Source organism: Pseudomonas sp. COW5, from assembly GCF_026240005.1.
GTDB lineage: Bacteria > Pseudomonadota > Gammaproteobacteria > Pseudomonadales > Pseudomonadaceae > Aquipseudomonas > Aquipseudomonas kribbensis.
On the sequence record NZ_JAPHVP010000001.1, the window covers coordinates 4,295,832 to 4,311,555 of the forward strand.

The following is a 15,724-nucleotide window of genomic DNA, read 5'->3' on the forward strand; positions in this document are numbered from 1 at the left end:
CTGAAGTCTTCAATTCTTATACACGGGTAAACCCTGACTTCAACGGTAGGCAGTCTGGATGTTGAAGCGTAATTATTTATTTGGAGACGTCGCTGGCAGGCATGAGTTATTCAATTGCGACATTCGATGGCTCGAACTAAACGGCTGCAACGGGTTCGGGGTGTACTCGATTACGCTTGTCGCTCCGAGTAAGACACGAGGGACAAGGGTTTGGTACTGAGCGGCGGTTGAAACTGGCTCTGTCCGACCTGGAAGGCGAACGCTTCGATGAGGGACGTCTGCTCGCTTTCGTCCAGGCTTAGCTGGCCGGTGCTCTGGTCGACCAGTTCAAGTTGCCAGGCCATCAGAGTGAAGCAATCTTTCAGGGCGTCGAGAGCCTGGGCATGCAGGTCGACATGATCTTGCGTCTGAGTGAGCAAACCGTGCAGGTGCCGGCAGAACTCGGAGACTGCCACCAGTGCCAGGGCATCGGCCTTGTTCGCCAGTTTGAGCAGTGTGCTGAGCATGCAATCGATTGCGTCCTTGTCATTGCTGATCAGCTGCAAGTGACTCAGGCACTCTTCGGACTTGGCCAGGAGCGTTTCAGCCTCGACAAGAAATTCGGGGAACCGCTGCGCCCACTCTTTACGGTCGTTCGGCATGCTTATCTCCACAACGTCATGTCTGATGAGCGAATGTCGTCTGTGTCGACGATCATGAACCGTCGTGAGATCGCGCCCTGCGGTGCCGAGGCTTTTGACAGGGGTTTCGAGAGGGTGAGTTTCCACTGACCTGCGATCGCACACAAAAGCCTGACTCCGTTCATGCAATGAGAATGGCGTCACATTAATGGCTATTGGATATTGCGAACATCAGGTTGGGCCTGATTGTTACTAGGGGAATCCCTTAGGCACGGGAACCTGCCGCGCAAACCGTGGTCGCGCCGCAGAGAATGTAGCAGATGAAATCACGGGGCCAGTAAAGCATGATGTTAATGTGACATCAATGCTTTCTCATGGCATTTTGTAGGTGATTTGTATGGGGATCAAGATTGGCCGGAATCCGCCGATAACCCCCTTTAATGAATTCACCAGTACAAGCCCCAGGAGTCATTTGATGGCCGGCATTCTCGATACGGTAGACCAACGCACGCAACTGGTGGGTGAGAATCGCCTGGAAATTCTCATGTTTCGACTGGCCGGGCGCCAATTGTTCGCGATCAACGTGTTCAAGGTCCAGGAAGTCCTGCAGCTGCCGAAGCTGACCCTGATGCCTCAGCGCCACCCGTTTGTCTGTGGTGTGGTCAACCTGCGCGGCCAGACCCTGCCGGTGATCGACCTGTCCCAGGCAATCGGCATGCGCCCACTGGTGCCGGGCCCCAACAGCACGATTATCGTCACCGAGTACAACCGTTCGGTGCAGGCCTTCCTCGTCGGAGGCGTAGATCGCATCGTCAACATGAACTGGGAAGCCATCCTGCCGCCGCCGACCAGTGCCGGCCGCCAGCACTACCTGACCGCCATCAGCAAGGTCGACGATCAACTGGTGGAAATCATCGACGTCGAGAAAGTCCTCGCCGAAATCGTTCCGTACAACGCCAAGGTTTCCCGCGACAAACTGGAAGATCCGGTCCTGGAACGTGCCCGCGGCCGTGAAGTGCTGCTGGTGGATGACTCCAATGTGGCGCTGTCGCAATTGCGCGACACCCTCGGTCAGTTGGGCGTGAAGATGCACATCGCCAGCGACGGTCTGAAAGCCCTGAACATGCTCAAGGCCTGGGCCGACACCGGGGTCAACATGACCGACAAGTTGTTGATGATCTTCACCGACGCGGAAATGCCGGAAATGGACGGCTATCGCCTGACCACCGAAATCCGCAACGACCCGCGTCTGCGTGGCCTGTACGTGGTGTTGCACACCTCGCTGTCCGGCAGCTTCAACGACTCGATGGTGAAGAAGGTCGGCTGCGACAACTTCCTCTCCAAGTTCCAGCCGGACAAACTGGTCGATGTGGTGCGCCAGCGTCTGATGCTCGACGAAGTGCCGGCCTGATCAGCTTGTCGAGGCTGACCCGGCGTCAGCCTTTGATTCGGCGACAAAGCTCGTATAGGGTGGCGTTTTTCACCCACCAGGGAGCTGGCCATGCTGCGTCTGAGCGCGCTTTATCGTTACCCGCTGAAATCCGGCAAAGGCGAGGTCCTGCAAGGGATCGGCCTGGACAAACTGGGGCTTGAGGGCGACCGACGCTGGATGCTGGTGGACGAGGCCAGCGGGCGCTTCCTGACTCAGCGTGCCGAAGCGAAGATGAGCCAGTTGTCCGCGCTGTGGAATGCCGACGGTGGCCTGACCCTCGATGCGCCGGGGCATTCGGCGATCGATATCGCCTTGCCCGGCAACGAAGCCGAGCTGCGCGGCGTGACCATCTGGCGCGACACTTTGCGTGTACCTGATGCCGGTGAAGAAGCGGCCCGCTGGGTCAGCGAATTCATCGGCAAGCCGACCCGACTGGTGCAAGTGCCGCTGGATCGCGCCCGCACGACCCAGGCCGGGTACGGCAACGATGACGATCAGGTGGCCTTTGCCGACGGTTTCCCGCTGCTGCTGATTGGTGAGGCATCGCTGCAACATCTGTCGCAGGAAGTCGGGCGTCCGCTGGAAATGCTGCGGTTCCGGCCGAATCTGGTGATCGAGGGCAGCGAGGCGTATGCCGAGGATGGCTGGAAGCGCATCCGCATTGGCGATGTCGAGTTTCGCGTGGTCAAGTCGTGTTCGCGCTGCATCCTCACCACAATCGACCCGAAAACCGGTGAGCGCAGCACCGACCGCGAGCCACTGGCGACCCTGCAGAAGACCCGCGCCCAGGCCGACGGTGCAATGTTCGGTCAGAACCTGGTCAACGACAGCAACGGTCGACTCGAAGTCGGCATGCCGGTGGAAATCCTCGAATAACCCACCCCGAAACGAAAAATGCCCGTGTCCAAGGACACGGGCATTTTTTATTGCCGCAGAAAAGCTTGGTTTCAGCCGCGGTATTCGCACAGGTAAGCGGTGTCGACGGCCACTTTCAGCTGGAACTTGCTGTTGGCCGGCACGTTGAACTGGCTGCCGGCGGCGAAGGTTTCCCAGTCGCTGCTGTCTGGCAGCTTGACGGTCAGTGCGCCCGAAACCACGTGCATGATTTCACGCTGGCTGGTGCCGAATTCGTATTCGCCCGGGGCCATGACGCCGATGGTCGCAGGGCCTTCGGCAGTGCCAAAAGCGATCGACTTGACGGTGCCGTCGAAGTACTCGTTGACTTTAAACATGGGCGATTCCTCTCGAAAAGGGCTTAAAAAGGGTCAAAAAGGTCGGCCAGTATGCACAAGGCTCAAGGCGCCGTCACCTGCGCTAGAGCGGCAGCACCAGCGGCAATAATCGGGCGGTATTGCGCGCATCTTCCAGCGCCCGGTGCTGCTGACCGGTGAACTGCATGCCCGCCAGTTGCAGGGCGCCATTGAGTCCCAGGGGCCGTTCGAGGCGTCGGGCCTTGGCAAAGCGCTGTTTGAGGTTCATGTGCGGCACACGGCTCAGCGCGCTGTCGAGTTGCAGGCGCTGCCATTCCTGAAGCAATTGCTTGCGGTCGTAATCACCCCAGCTGGCCCAGCCTTCAAGGCGAGCCTGATGCTGAGCGAGCCAGCGCTCGAACGCCGGCCAGACATCGCTCAGCGGTTGCGCGGCGTCGATGTTGGCCTGGGTGATGTGTGTGAGTTCACGACAGAACGGCGTCAGCAGTGGCCGACGCGTCGGTTTGACGAAACGTTGAAAGTGATCCTGCTCGCGACCGGTTCGATCCACCAGGGTGGCACCGATTTCGATGATCTCCATTTCCGTAACCGGCCAGCCACCTTCATCGGTGGTGGCTTCCAGATCAATGACCAGCCAATGGGGCATCGCAGGGTTCCTGATTTCCGCGTCCTGATAGTCAGAGCGTAGTCAAACCTTGCGGATGCGTTTGACCACTCACTCAACCTGTAACAGAACCTGACGATTTTTGACCTGATCGCCGACCTTGACCTGCACCCGCTTGAGCACGCCATCGATGCCGGCCTTGAGCGGGTGCTCCATTTTCATCGCCTCCAGCACCACCAGCAGCTGGCCTTTACTGACCGGGCTGCCTTCGCTGACAAGCACGTCGATGATTGCGCCATCCATCGGGGCTTTCAAGGTGCCGGTGCTGACGCTGGTCTGACTGTCGATCACGGCGTGAGTTCGATTCACCAGACGCAGGCTGCCGGGGCGAGTGAACAGCCAGAGCTGGTCGTCGTGCAGGCGATAGGCGTGGCGCTGGCGCAGACCTTCGATGTCCAGGGAAATCGAGCGTTCGCCGTGTTCGATGAGCTTCAGTTCGAAGGCGCGTTCAGCGACCTGTACCCGAACGATGCCATCCGGGGCGGCCAGTAATTGCACGCTCCATTCCTGATCTTCAAGACCCAGGCGATAGTGCAGAGGCGCGCCGGCATTGTTGCGCCAACCGGCCAACGGTGCGCGATGCGAACCCGCGGCAGATTGATAGAACAGCAACGCCGCTATCGCGAGTTCTTCCGCACTCGGTGCATGGGGATGCAGGCATGGATGGTCGGCGAAGTGTTGCGGGATAAACCCGGTGCTGAATTCGCCGCTGATGAACTGCGGATGCTGCAACAGACTGGCCAGCAGCCGCTGATTGCTCTGCACACCCAGCAACACGCTGTCCTGCACCGCGCACAACAGTTTTCGCCGGGCCTCTTCACGGGTTGCACCGTGGGCGATCAGTTTGCCGAGCATCGGGTCGTAGAACGGTGAGATCGACTGACCGTCGATCAGCCCGTGATCAACCCGCGCTCCCCGATCCAGTGCCGGTTCCCAGGCTTCGATACGCCCGGTCTGCGGCAGGAATCCCTGGGCCGGATCCTCGGCATAGAGTCGCACTTCCATGGCGTGGCCATCGAGTTTCACCTGCGCTTGGGTCAACGGCAGCGGCTGACCCTCGGCAACCAATAGCTGCCAGGCCACCAGATCCAGGCCGGTAATCAACTCAGTCACCGGGTGTTCGACCTGCAGCCGGGTGTTCATCTCCAGAAAGAAGAACTGGCCGCGGGCATCGAGCAGAAACTCCACGGTGCCAGCGCCCACATAGTTCACTGCACGCCCGGCCTTGAGCGCCGCTTCGCCCATCGCCTGACGCAGTTCTTCGGTCATCACCGGGCAAGGCGCTTCCTCGATCACCTTCTGGTGGCGACGCTGGATCGAGCAGTCCCGTTCGCCGAGGTAGATCAGGTTGCCGTGCCGGTCGCCGAACAACTGCACTTCGACGTGACGCGGTTCGATCAGGGCCTGTTCGAGGATCAGTTCGTCGCTGCCGAATCCGTTCAAGGCTTCGGAGCGGGCGGTACGCAATTGCGCCGCCAATTCAGATGCATGATGCACCAGCCGCATGCCACGTCCGCCACCGCCGGCGCTGGCCTTGATCATCAGCGGATAGCCGATGCGCTCGGCTTCCCGTGTCAGGGTCGCGTCGTCCTGCTCGGCGCCTTGATAGCCGGCGATGCACGGCACCCCGGCAGCCAGCATGGCAATTTTCGACTGGCGTTTGCTGCCCATCAGTTCGATGGCTTCGACGCTGGGGCCGATGAAAGTCAGGCCGGCCTGTTCGCAGGCCCGGGCGAACCCGGCGTTTTCCGAAAGGAAGCCATAACCGGGATGGATCGCGTCGGCACCGCTGCGCCGTGCGGCGTCGAGGATGGCCGGGATGTTCAGGTAGGACTGCTGCACCGATGCGGGGCCGATGTTCACAGCCTCATCCGCCATTTGGACATGCAGCGCATCGGCGTCGGCGTCACTGAACACCGCGACGGTGCGATAGCCGAGGGCCTGGGCGGTGCGCTGTATGCGGCAGGCAATTTCACCGCGGTTGGCGATCAGGATTTTATGGATGGCGGGCATGGTGGTTTTTCCTGAATGTTGGCGGTGGATTGAAGGGCCTCATCGCGGGCAAGCCCGCTCCCACAGGGTCAGGTGCTCCATCCGGGTTTGCGCTTTTGCACGAACGCCATCGTGCCTTCGATGCCCTCGGCACCGGTCACCGCTTCGCTGAACCATTGCGCCGCTTCATCGAGCAGTTCGCTCGATGGCTGGCCGGCACTGGCCAGCAGCAATTTTTTCGTTACGGCATTCGCTTCCGGTGCGCAACACAAGACGTGATCGAGCACTTCATCCAGACGTTCGGCGAGTGCCTGCGGATCCTGTTCGACAAAGTGCACCAGCCCCAGCCGTCGGGCCTGATGCCCATCGAAACGGGCGGCGGTCAGCGCCAGGCGGCGGGCCTCTGTGAGACCAATGCGCTGCACCACAAACGGCGCGATCTGCGCCGGCAACAGGCCGAGGCTGGTTTCCGGCAGACCGAATTGCGCCTGATGATCGGCCATCGCGATATCGCTCACGCACGCCAGCCCGAAACCGCCACCGAGCACCGCGCCCTGCAGTACGGTGATCAACACTTGCGGTGTGTGCTGGGCTTCTTCCAGCAGCGACCCGAAAGCCCGATTCAACTCACGATAGGCATCGCTGCCCTGAGCGCGGGCGTTGGCCATGTCCTTGATGTCGCCACCGGCACAGAAATGCCCGCCGGCACCGCTGAGCACCAGCGCGCGAACATTGCGGTCATCGCGCACGGCGGCCAGCACTGCGCGCAGTTCGGCGACCATTTGCAGGCTCATGGCGTTGCGGCTTTCCGGGCGATTTAGGGTGATGTGCAGCACGCCGTTATGCGGCTCCAGCAACAGCGTCTGGCAAGGGGGCAGGGTGGTCATTTCTTTTTCCCCGGCAGGATGCCCATCAGTTTGCAGATGATCCCCAGCATGATTTCGTCGGCGCCGCCGCCAATCGATACCAGACGCACGTCGCGGTAAGCGCGGGCCACCGGGTTGTCCCACATGAACCCCATGCCGCCCCAGTATTGCAGGCAACTGTCGCTCACCTCACGACCGAGGCGTCCAGCCTTGAGCTTGGCCATCGAGGCCAGTCGGGTGACGTCCTGGCCTTTCACGTACTGCTCGGTGGCCTGATAGACCAGCGCCCGCAGGCATTCGATTTCGGTCTGCAATTCGGCGAGGCGAAAATGGATCACCTGATTGTCGATCAGCGCATTGCCGAAGGTTTTGCGTTCCTTGCAGTACTCGATGGTCCAGTCGACGCAGTATTCCAGGCCCTTGATCATGTTGGCCGCACCGAACAGGCGTTCTTCCTGGAACTGCAGCATCTGCATCATGAACCCTGCGCCCTCATGGCCGATGCGGTTGCGCTGGGGCACGCGCACGTTATCGAAAAACACCTGGGCGGTTTCCGAGCTGCGCATGCCGAGCTTGTCCAGGTGCGAACTGAGGCTGATGCCTGGCGTGTTCATCGGCACCATGATCAGCGACTTGTTGATGTGCGGTTTGTCGTCCGAGGTGTTGGCCAGCAGGCAGATGAAGTCGGCGCTCGGCGAGTTGGTGATCCACATCTTGCTGCCGTTGATTACATAGTCGTCGCCGTCCTTGCGCGCGGTGGTCTTGAGCCCGGCGACATCGGAACCGGCGCCGACTTCCGACACGCCGATGCAACCGACCTGTTCGCCGGTGATCGCCGGGCGCAGGAATTCGTCGCGTAGCTCATCGGAGCCGAAGCGGGCGAGGGCCGGGGTGCACATGTCGGTCTGCACGCCGATCGACATCGGGATGCCGCCGCAGTGGATGGTGCCGAACTCTTCGGCGGCGACGATCGAATAGCTGTAATCCAGGCCCATGCCACCGAACTTTTCCGGTTTGGAAATCCCCAGCAAACCGAGGTCGCCGGCCTTGCGGAAAATCTCGTGGATCGGAAAGCGTCCGGCCTTTTCCCATTCATCGACGTGGGGGTTGATCTCGTGCTCGACGAACTGGCGGACGGTGCGACGCAGGGCTTCGTGTTCCGGGGTGAAGATCATTTTTATTGTTCTCCTTGAGGTCCGAGGCGGTCAGAAGCGGCTGACGCCGAAGCTGTTGGGGGCCAGCGTGCGGATGCCGGCTTCGTGGCAGATGTCCAGCAGGTAGCCGAGCAAGGTGCGGGTATCGCGCGGATCGATCAGCCCGTCGTCCCACAGGTTGGCGCTGCCGTAGAGGGCGGTGGACTGGCTGTCGAGTTTCTGCGCGGTGACCTGTTCCAGCATGTCGAGCATTTTCGGGTCGGGCACCAGGCCGTCCTTCAACTGTTTGGCTTCGGTGACGATGCGCAGCACCTTGCCGGCCTGGGCGCCGCCCATCACCGCCGTGCGGCTGTTGGGCCAGGCGAAGATGAAGCGCGGATCGAGCCCGCGTCCGCACATCGCGTAGTTGCCCGCGCCATAGGAGCCGCCGACCACGATGGTCAGTTTCGGCACTCGTGCATTGGCCACGGCCTGGATCAGTTTCGAGCCGTGCTTGATCACGCCGTGCTGTTCCGATTCGGTGCCGACCATGAACCCGGTGGTGTTGTGGAAAAACAGCAGCGGCGTCTGGCTCTGGTCGCAGAGCTGAATGAACTGCGCCGCCTTGCTCGCGCCGTTGGGCGTGATCGGGCCGTTATTGCCGATGAAGCCGCAGGCGCGCCCCTGAATTTTCAGGTGACCGCAAATGGTCTGCTGATCGAACTCACCCTTGAACTCCATGAAGCGCGATTCGTCAGCGATCCGCGCAATGATTTCGCGCACGTCGTAAGGTTTTTTCGGGTCGTCCGGGATCAGGCCGAGCAGTTCGTCGATGGGGTACAACGGCTCCTTGAATTGCGGCTCGGGCAGCCACGGCAGTTGTTCGTTCCAGTTCAACAAACTGATGATTTCCCGCACCTGACGCACGCCGTCAGCATCGTTTTCTGCCAGGTACTCGGCGGTGCCGGCGACTTGTGCGTGCATCTCGGCGCCGCCCAGTTCTTCGTCGGTGGCCACTTCACCGGTCGCCGCTTTAAGCAGCGGCGGGCCGGCAAGAAACAGCTTGGCCTTGCCGCGCACCACCACCACGTAATCCGACAGCCCTGGCTGATACGCGCCACCGGCGGTAGCCGAGCCATGCACCACAGTAATCTGCGGCAAACCCATGGCCGACATCCGCGCCTGATTGGCAAAGCTGCGTGCGCCTTCGACGAAAATCTCCGCCGCATAATTGAGGTTGGCGCCGCCGCTTTCGGCGAGGGTGATCACCGGCAGTTTGTTTTCCTGGGCGATCTGTTGAAGGCGCAGGGATTTTTTCAGGCCCGACGGGGAAATTGTCCCGCCCTTGATCGCGCTGTTGTTCGCCACGATCAAGGCGCGCACACCGGACACGTAACCGATGCCGGCGATCAGGCCGCCACCGGCCGAGCTGCCGTCCTTGTCGTCGTGCAGTTTGTAGCCGGCCAGGCTCGCCAGTTCGAGGAACGGCGCACCGGGGTCGAGCAGCAGGTTCAGGCGTTCGCGGGGCAGCAATTGTCCGCGCTTGTCGAATTTCGGTTTGGCTTCGGCAGCCTTGTTCAGCAGGTTCTGTTCGAGCTGCTGGACTTGCTCGATGGCGGCGAGCATGGCCGCGCGGTTGCGGGCGAAGGCTTCGCTATGTGGATCGAGCTGGGACTGAATGACCGGCATGGCTTACTCCTTGTCCTTCAAGACGTCCGGCACGTAGGCCCGGTGAAAACCGTTGAAGGATTCGCTGTGGGTCGCCTTGTGCAGCGGCCATGCACGACTGCCCAGACTGGCAGCGCCGTCGATGCGCAACGTGCTACCGCTGATGAACGACGCCGCCGGGCTGAGCAGAAATACAATCGCGGCGCTGACCTCCGATTCGGTGCCGATGCGCTTGAGCGGTACGTGTTCGCGCAGGGTCGGGATCACGGCCTTGAACGCGCCTTCATAGGTGTCCATCCCGCTGGAGGCGATCCAGCCCGGCGCCACCGCATTCACCCGCACCCCGGCGTAACCCCATTCGAAGGCGGCGGTCTTGGTGAAGTTGTCCATGCCCGACCGCGCGGCGCCGGAGTGGCCCATGCCGGGCATGCCGCCCCACATGTCGGCAAGCATGTTGACGATGCTGCCGCCGTGCTTGCTCATCGACTGGTTGAACACTTCCCGGGCCATTAAAAAACCGCCGACCAGATTGGTGCGCAGCACAGTTTCGAAGCCTTTCTGATTGATCGAGGCCAGGGGCGACGGGTACTGACCGCCGGCATTATTGACCAGTCCGTGGATTGGGCCGTGTTCGCGGATCAACTCGCTGACCAGCGCTTTCACCGCTTCTTCGTCACGAATGTCACAGGCCTTCCAGTGCGCCCGGCCACCGTCCTCGGCAATTTCGGCGGCGACGGCTTGCAGCTTTTCCGGCTTGCGTCCGACCAGCACCACGGTGGCCCCGAGCGCCGCCAGTTCATGGGCGGTGCAACGTCCGATGCCGCTGCCGCCACCGGTGACGATCACCGTCTGGCCGCTGAACAGATCGGCCCTGAAAATTGATTCATACGCCATGGTGCCAATCCTCTAATCGAACTGTTCGGCGATGCTCTGCGGCACCGGGATCTGGATTTCCAGCAATTGCTGGGCGAAGGCTTTGCCTTGCGGGTCGATGCGCAGGCTGGCCACTCCGCCGCCACCGAGGGCGTTTTCCAGCAGGAAATTCAGGCTGTGGGTGCCCGGCAGATACCAGCGTTCGACCCGGCCATGAATCGGGTCGAGGACATGACTCATCCAGTCGACCACCACCGCCGGTGTCAGCGCTTCGGCGATCCACGGCAGGTATTCCGGGCGACGTGGCATCACACCGATGTTGCTGTGATTGCCCTTGTCGCCGGAGCGCGCCACGGCCAGTTTCACCAGCGCTACGCTGGCGTCGGCGCGGCCATGGGGGGTGGGCGTTTCGTGTGGCAGAGGCAGATCCTGGCTGTCGAGGGTAGCGGGAGCGGGGAGGGCGAACGGATGAGATTCGCCGTCCATGTCGATCTGCAAGGTGCAGGCGCTTTTGTCGATCAGGAACGAGAACAGCCGGATCAGCGGATACACCATCGGCCGTCCGCCGACGATGCCGGTCAGGCCCGGCGCCATGCCGGTGGCGGCCTGGGCGATTTCCCGGGAGAACAGGACCAGCGCCTGTTTGGTCGGGTGGCGCACGGCGAGTTTGATCACCACTTCGCGGCTGTCCCGGCGCTGGCCGTGGGGGCCGTAGGTGGCTTCGCTGCCGAGCAGTTCGATATGGGTTTCGGTGTAAGGGCCGAGGCCTTTCTGGTCGAGCATTTCCGAGGTCTTGTCGATAATCGCCTGACTGACGCGCCGGGCTTTTTCCACCGCATCGATACCGGCGATCAGGCAACTGGCGGTGCAACGGAACCCGTCCGGATATGTCGCGCTGACCTTGTATTTGTCGCTGGGCGGCAGGCCTTTCGCACAGTGGACCCGGACTGCGTTTTTGCCTTGTTGCTGAAGCTTGACCTGACTGAAATCGCAGACCACATCGGGCAACAGATAGGCCTGCGGATCGCCGATTTCGTAGAGCATCTGTTCGCCGACGGTCAGCGGCGTGACCAGTCCGCCGGAGCCTTCGGGTTTGCTGACGATGAACTGGCCGTCGGCGCTGACCTCGACGATCGGGAAACCGATGTGTTCGTAATCCGGCACGTCGCGCCAATCGGTGAAATTGCCGCCGGTGCACTGCGCGCCGCATTCGATGATGTGCCCGGCCAGAGCGGCCTGGGCGAGCTTGTCGTAGTCGTGCCACGACCAGCCGAATTCATGCACCAGTGCGGCGCTGACCACCGCGCTGTCGACCACGCGGCCGGTGATGACGATGTCGGCGCCCAGACGCAGGGCTTCGACGATGCCCGGTGCGCCGAGGTAGGCGTTGGTCGACACGCACATCGGCGGCAGCGGGGCGCCGCTGAACATTTCCGTGATGCCTTGGGTGGCGAGCTGTTTGAATTGCGGTTGCAGGTCATCGCCCGACAGCACGGCGATTTTCAGCGCCACGCCGGCCTTGTCGCAGGCCGCTTGCAACGCGGCGGCGCAGGCCTGGGGATTGACCCCGCCGGCATTGCTGATGACGCGAATCTTCTGTTCGGCCAGTTGTGGCAGCAATGGCGTGAGGACTTCGATGAAATCGCCGGCAAACCCGGCCTGCGGGTCCTTCATGCGCGCGCCGGCCATGATCGACATGGTGATCTCGGCCAGATAGTCGAACACCAGATAATCCAGCTGTCCTGCGGCCACGAGCTGCGCGGCGGCGGTCGAGGTGTCTCCCCAGAATGCGCTGGCGCATCCGATGCGAACCGTGGTGGGCATTTTTATCTCCGACTCAGCAACCTGTGACAGAAGTGCATCGAGGCTACCAAGCAAGCGCTTGGTTTGTAAACAGGCGAAATTATCTTCTGCCCAAGCGCTTGCTTGGTCGCGGCCGGCGGCTTAAATTGCCCGCGCAACCCTGCGGTTTCAGGGCGGCAGACGACTGAACGACTGTAGGAGAGAACGGGTGGACGAGCAAAAAGCCCTGAAGGTCATGCGCGAACTGGTCGACCAAGGCCAGTTGACCGACCCGGACAGCGCTCGCGGCAAACTGCTGCAAGTGGCGGCCCACCTGTTTCGCAACAAGGGCTACGAACGCACCACCGTGCGCGACTTGGCCGGCGCCGTGGGCATTCAGTCGGGCAGCATTTTTCATCACTTCAAGAGCAAGGACGAAATCCTGCGCGCGGTGATGGAAGAAACCATTCGCTACAACACCGCGCTGATGCGCGCGGCCCTGGCCGATGCGGCCAATGTGCGCGAGCGGGTGCTGGCGCTGATCCGCTGCGAATTGCAGTCGATCATGGGCGGCAGCGGCGAAGCGATGGCGGTGCTGGTGTACGAATGGCGCTCGCTGTCCGAAGACGGTCAGGCCAGGGTGCTGGCGTTGCGTGATATCTACGAGGACATCTGGCTGCAAGTGCTGGGCGAAGCCAAAGAAGCGGGGTTCATTCGCGGCGATGTGTTCATTACCCGACGTTTTCTCACGGGCGCATTGTCCTGGACCACCACCTGGTTCCGCGCCGGCGGCAGTCTGAGCCTTGATCAACTGGCCGAAGAGGCGTTGATTCTGGTGCTCGAAGAGCGCTAATCGCTTTCTATCGGCCCGGGAAACTGGCTAACTGGGCGAAACCGCCTAGCTTGAATGCATGCAACGGTACTTTTTCGGGGAGTGGGGTGTTTTGAAGTCTTTGCCAGATCGGACGGCCGCGGGGCTGATGCTCGCAGCGCTGGCTGCACTATGGGTATTGCCCGCTCAGGCGGTGCAAGTGGTTCGGGTGGGCGCGGCGCATTTTCCGCCTTACACCATTCGCCCGGAAAACGGCGCCGACACCGGTCTGCTGCCGGAGCTGGTCCAGGCATTGAACCACTCGCAGAGCGACTATCGTTTCGAGCTTGTCCCCACCTCGATTCCGCGGCGGTTCGGCGATTTCAAGGAAGGTCGCACGGACATGGCGATTTTCGAGAACCCGGACTGGGGCTGGAAAGACATTCCCCACACCACGGTCGACATGGGGCTGGAAGATGCAGAGATTTTCGTCGCGCAGAAAGAACCCGGTCGCCAGCAGAGTTACTTCGCCGATCTCAAGGGCAAACGGCTGGCACTGTACAGCGGCTATCACTACGAATTCGCCAACTTCAATGCCGACCCCAAATACCTCGCGGAAACCTACAACGCCACACTGACCTATTCCCACGACAGCAACCTGTTGATGGTGCTGCGCGGTCGGGCGGACATTGCGTTGGTGACTCGCTCGTATCTGTTCGATTACCTGCTGCGCAACGACAAGGTGCGTGACGAATTGCTGGTGTCGCAACGCATCGACCAGATCTACCACCATTACGCCATTCTCAGCCCGAAGGCACCGATCACCGGCGAAGCGTTCGGCAAGTTGCTGCAAGGGCTGCGCGACAGCGGGCAGATGCTGAAGATCTTCGATCCGTACAAGATTGCCGTGGTGCCGGTGCCTCGCCCATGACGTGCGGTTTTCCCCGCACGGCCTAAATTTCCCGCTTCGGCTCACGTTCCCATCGTTGAACTGTCGACGATTATCGTGAGCCCGACCCATGTCCAATCTGAATGACCTGACTGCCCTGGCCTTGCCTTCGGGCAGTCAACTGATAGCCGATGCCACTGAAAGCCGTCTGAGCCTGAGCCTGGACGGGCAACCGCTGATTCGCCTGCGCCTCGATCGTGAAGGCCAGGGGCCGATCCAGATCGATGAACGTTATGCGTTGCCGCCAGGCCAGGCGCTGTGGGCGGCCTGTTATTGGCTGTTTGCCCGGGATCCGGCGCGTCAGCAATTGATCTGGCAACTGGATCAACCACCGACCGAAGCCTTGCTCAGCGGCTTGCTGGTGAGCACCGACGTGGCGGGCGAATATCGCTGCGAGCGCACGCTGTTCTGGCAACTGCCGCAACCGTGGCTGGGCGCCTCGCTGACGGGCAGTTATCCGCAGCAGATGGTCATCAGCAACGGCAAGCGTCATCCGCTGCGGCCGGTGAAACCGCGCGGTGAGGTTTATCGGCGTTTCGATGCGCGTCTTGGTGCATGGATTTCTCTGCGAACGGTGGAGATCGAGCAGGATCTTGCACGTTTCAATCGCTGGCAGAACAGTCCGCGAGTCGCCAGTTTCTGGCAGGAAGAGGGCAGCCTCGAACAGCATCGCGAGTACCTGAGCAAGCTCGATGCCGATCCGCACACGCTGACGCTGATCGGTTGTTTCGATGATCAGCCGTTCGCTTACTTCGAAGCCTACTGGGCCAAGGAAGATCGCATCGCGCCGTTCTACGATGCCGACAATTACGATCGTGGCATTCACATGCTGGTCGGTGAGGAAGACCATCGCGGCCCGCACAAGGTGGCGAGCTGGCTGTCGGCGCTGGTGCACTATCTGTTTCTGGATGACCCGCGCACTCAGCGTGTGGTCGCCGAGCCGCGTGCCGACAACGCGAAGATGATCGGCCACATGCACAACCAGTGCTTCCACTGCGAAAAGGAGTTCGACTTCCCGCACAAGCGCGCGGCGTTGATGATCCTGGGGCGCGAGCGGTTTTTTGATCGCTGCAAACTGGCGTGACGTCTCGCTGAAACAAAAAAAGATCGCAGCCCTTCGACGAAGGCTGCGATCTTTTTTTTGGGCGGTGTGCTGTCAGCGACGGTTCGCCGTCACGGCATCTGCACGACTGCCCGACACCTTGCGGCAGTGCACCAGCGCATCACGAATCATGAAGTTGACCAGGGTCGGGGAAACGCCGAGCTCCTTGGCGATGTCCTTTTGCGGCACGCCATGCAGACGGTACATCTCGAACGCATAGCGGGTGCGGACCGGCAGCTCGGTCAATGCATCGGCAATGTGTTCCAGGGTCGAGAAGTTGATGTGCGAGGTTTCCGGCGAGGCGCCCTGGATGACCACGTTCAACCCTTCCTCCTCGGGGCCGGCGTACTTCTGCTCCAGCGCCTGTTTACGGTAGTGATCGATGGCCAGATTGCGCACGATCTGGAACAGATAACTCAGCTGGGCCTTGATCGACGACGTGATCGGCGGCGCCGATTGCAGTCGGAAGAACGCATCCTGCACCACATCTTCGGCGCGTGACCGGCAGCCGGTAATGCGGGCTGCAATCTTGACCAGAATCAGTCGATTGTCGACGAATGCCTGAAGTAGCGGTGAATCGCACCTGCTTGTGGATACTTGTTCCGTCATGGAAATCACCTT

General features: G+C 61.2%; 15 protein-coding genes. 5 read left to right on the plus strand and 10 right to left on the minus strand.

Annotated elements, in window-relative coordinates; genetic code table 11:
* Positions 1 to 170: 170 nt before the first annotated feature.
* Positions 171 to 641, minus strand: coding sequence for a hypothetical protein (locus tag OQ248_RS19630; protein ID WP_265813680.1), 471 nt, complete (start codon positions 639 to 641; stop codon positions 171 to 173).
* A gap of 454 nt (positions 642 to 1,095) precedes the next feature.
* Here OQ248_RS19630 and OQ248_RS19635 point away from each other — a divergent pair, with 454 nt between their 5' ends.
* On the plus strand, positions 1,096 to 2,031 hold the full coding sequence (locus OQ248_RS19635) for a chemotaxis protein CheV (RefSeq protein WP_085710725.1): 936 nt from the start codon (positions 1,096 to 1,098) through the stop codon (positions 2,029 to 2,031).
* Between the two features lie 90 nt (positions 2,032 to 2,121).
* Positions 2,122 to 2,928: an MOSC domain-containing protein gene (locus OQ248_RS19640; RefSeq protein WP_265813681.1), complete on the plus strand. Its 807-nt coding sequence runs from the start codon at positions 2,122 to 2,124 to the stop codon at positions 2,926 to 2,928.
* Between the two features lie 71 nt (positions 2,929 to 2,999).
* Here the strand turns inward: OQ248_RS19640 and OQ248_RS19645 are convergent, their stop codons facing one another.
* From OQ248_RS19645 to OQ248_RS19680, 8 genes are all read right to left on the minus strand, one after another.
* Positions 3,000 to 3,284 carry a pyrimidine/purine nucleoside phosphorylase gene (locus OQ248_RS19645; protein WP_007940055.1) on the minus strand — a complete coding sequence of 95 codons (285 nt, stop codon included), beginning with the start codon at positions 3,282 to 3,284 and terminating at the stop codon, positions 3,000 to 3,002.
* An 82-nt stretch (positions 3,285 to 3,366) separates the two neighbouring features.
* The gene (locus tag OQ248_RS19650) at positions 3,367 to 3,909 is read right to left on the minus strand and encodes an exonuclease domain-containing protein (protein WP_265813683.1); all 543 of its coding nucleotides are present in this window, start codon (positions 3,907 to 3,909) and stop codon (positions 3,367 to 3,369) included.
* Between the two features lie 69 nt (positions 3,910 to 3,978).
* On the minus strand, positions 3,979 to 5,940 hold the full coding sequence (locus OQ248_RS19655; protein ID WP_265813684.1) for an acetyl/propionyl/methylcrotonyl-CoA carboxylase subunit alpha: 1,962 nt from the start codon (positions 5,938 to 5,940) through the stop codon (positions 3,979 to 3,981).
* 68 nt (positions 5,941 to 6,008) lie between these two features.
* Positions 6,009 to 6,806, minus strand: a complete 798-nt coding sequence (locus OQ248_RS19660; protein ID WP_265813685.1) for an enoyl-CoA hydratase-related protein — start codon at positions 6,804 to 6,806, stop codon at positions 6,009 to 6,011.
* On the minus strand, positions 6,803 to 7,960 hold the full coding sequence (gene atuD, locus OQ248_RS19665) for a citronellyl-CoA dehydrogenase (RefSeq protein WP_265813686.1): 1,158 nt from the start codon (positions 7,958 to 7,960) through the stop codon (positions 6,803 to 6,805). The genes OQ248_RS19660 and atuD overlap by 4 nt, the downstream gene beginning before the upstream one ends.
* A 30-nt stretch (positions 7,961 to 7,990) precedes the next feature.
* On the minus strand, positions 7,991 to 9,607 hold the full coding sequence (gene atuC / locus OQ248_RS19670; protein WP_265813687.1) for a geranyl-CoA carboxylase subunit beta: 1,617 nt from the start codon (positions 9,605 to 9,607) through the stop codon (positions 7,991 to 7,993).
* Positions 9,608 to 9,610: 3 nt separating this feature from the next.
* A complete protein-coding gene (locus OQ248_RS19675) occupies positions 9,611 to 10,480 on the minus strand; it encodes an SDR family oxidoreductase (RefSeq protein WP_265813688.1) in 870 nt (289 codons plus the stop codon).
* Between the two features lie 12 nt (positions 10,481 to 10,492).
* The gene (locus tag OQ248_RS19680) at positions 10,493 to 12,283 is read right to left on the minus strand and encodes an acyclic terpene utilization AtuA family protein (RefSeq protein WP_265813689.1); all 1,791 of its coding nucleotides are present in this window, start codon (positions 12,281 to 12,283) and stop codon (positions 10,493 to 10,495) included.
* Positions 12,284 to 12,470: 187 nt separating this feature from the next.
* On the opposite strand from OQ248_RS19680, the gene OQ248_RS19685 reads away from it, so the two are divergent.
* From OQ248_RS19685 to OQ248_RS19695, 3 genes are all read left to right on the plus strand, one after another.
* Positions 12,471 to 13,094 (plus strand): TetR/AcrR family transcriptional regulator, encoded by a 624-nt coding sequence (locus OQ248_RS19685; protein WP_265813690.1) that lies wholly within the window; start codon positions 12,471 to 12,473, stop codon positions 13,092 to 13,094.
* A gap of 91 nt (positions 13,095 to 13,185) precedes the next feature.
* Positions 13,186 to 13,983: a transporter substrate-binding domain-containing protein gene (locus OQ248_RS19690; protein ID WP_265813691.1), complete on the plus strand. Its 798-nt coding sequence runs from the start codon at positions 13,186 to 13,188 to the stop codon at positions 13,981 to 13,983.
* A gap of 88 nt (positions 13,984 to 14,071) precedes the next feature.
* Positions 14,072 to 15,085 carry a GNAT family N-acetyltransferase gene (locus OQ248_RS19695; protein WP_265813693.1) on the plus strand — a complete coding sequence of 338 codons (1,014 nt, stop codon included), beginning with the start codon at positions 14,072 to 14,074 and terminating at the stop codon, positions 15,083 to 15,085.
* Between the two features lie 72 nt (positions 15,086 to 15,157).
* Here the strand turns inward: OQ248_RS19695 and OQ248_RS19700 are convergent, their stop codons facing one another.
* The gene (locus OQ248_RS19700; protein WP_096821112.1) at positions 15,158 to 15,712 is read right to left on the minus strand and encodes an RNA polymerase factor sigma-70; all 555 of its coding nucleotides are present in this window, start codon (positions 15,710 to 15,712) and stop codon (positions 15,158 to 15,160) included.
* Between the last annotated feature and the right edge of the window lie 12 nt (positions 15,713 to 15,724).

What these genes read in the sequence shown, in the direction of transcription:
- OQ248_RS19630 (WP_265813680.1), bottom strand. Translation starts at nt 641, where the DNA reads ATGCCGAACGACCGTAAAGAGTGGGCGCAGCGGTTCCCCGAATTTCTT.
- OQ248_RS19635 (WP_085710725.1), top strand. Translation starts at nt 1,096, where the DNA reads ATGGCCGGCATTCTCGATACGGTAGACCAACGCACGCAACTGGTGGGT.
- OQ248_RS19640 (WP_265813681.1), top strand. Translation starts at nt 2,122, where the DNA reads ATGCTGCGTCTGAGCGCGCTTTATCGTTACCCGCTGAAATCCGGCAAA.
- OQ248_RS19645 (WP_007940055.1), bottom strand. Translation starts at nt 3,284, where the DNA reads ATGTTTAAAGTCAACGAGTACTTCGACGGCACCGTCAAGTCGATCGCT.
- OQ248_RS19650 (WP_265813683.1), bottom strand. Translation starts at nt 3,909, where the DNA reads ATGCCCCATTGGCTGGTCATTGATCTGGAAGCCACCACCGATGAAGGT.
- OQ248_RS19655 (WP_265813684.1), bottom strand. Translation starts at nt 5,940, where the DNA reads ATGCCCGCCATCCATAAAATCCTGATCGCCAACCGCGGTGAAATTGCC.
- OQ248_RS19660 (WP_265813685.1), bottom strand. Translation starts at nt 6,806, where the DNA reads ATGACCACCCTGCCCCCTTGCCAGACGCTGTTGCTGGAGCCGCATAAC.
- atuD (WP_265813686.1), bottom strand. Translation starts at nt 7,960, where the DNA reads ATGATCTTCACCCCGGAACACGAAGCCCTGCGTCGCACCGTCCGCCAG.
- atuC (WP_265813687.1), bottom strand. Translation starts at nt 9,607, where the DNA reads ATGCCGGTCATTCAGTCCCAGCTCGATCCACATAGCGAAGCCTTCGCC.
- OQ248_RS19675 (WP_265813688.1), bottom strand. Translation starts at nt 10,480, where the DNA reads ATGGCGTATGAATCAATTTTCAGGGCCGATCTGTTCAGCGGCCAGACG.
- OQ248_RS19680 (WP_265813689.1), bottom strand. Translation starts at nt 12,283, where the DNA reads ATGCCCACCACGGTTCGCATCGGATGCGCCAGCGCATTCTGGGGAGAC.
- OQ248_RS19695 (WP_265813693.1), top strand. Translation starts at nt 14,072, where the DNA reads ATGTCCAATCTGAATGACCTGACTGCCCTGGCCTTGCCTTCGGGCAGT.
- OQ248_RS19700 (WP_096821112.1), bottom strand. Translation starts at nt 15,712, where the DNA reads ATGACGGAACAAGTATCCACAAGCAGGTGCGATTCACCGCTACTTCAG.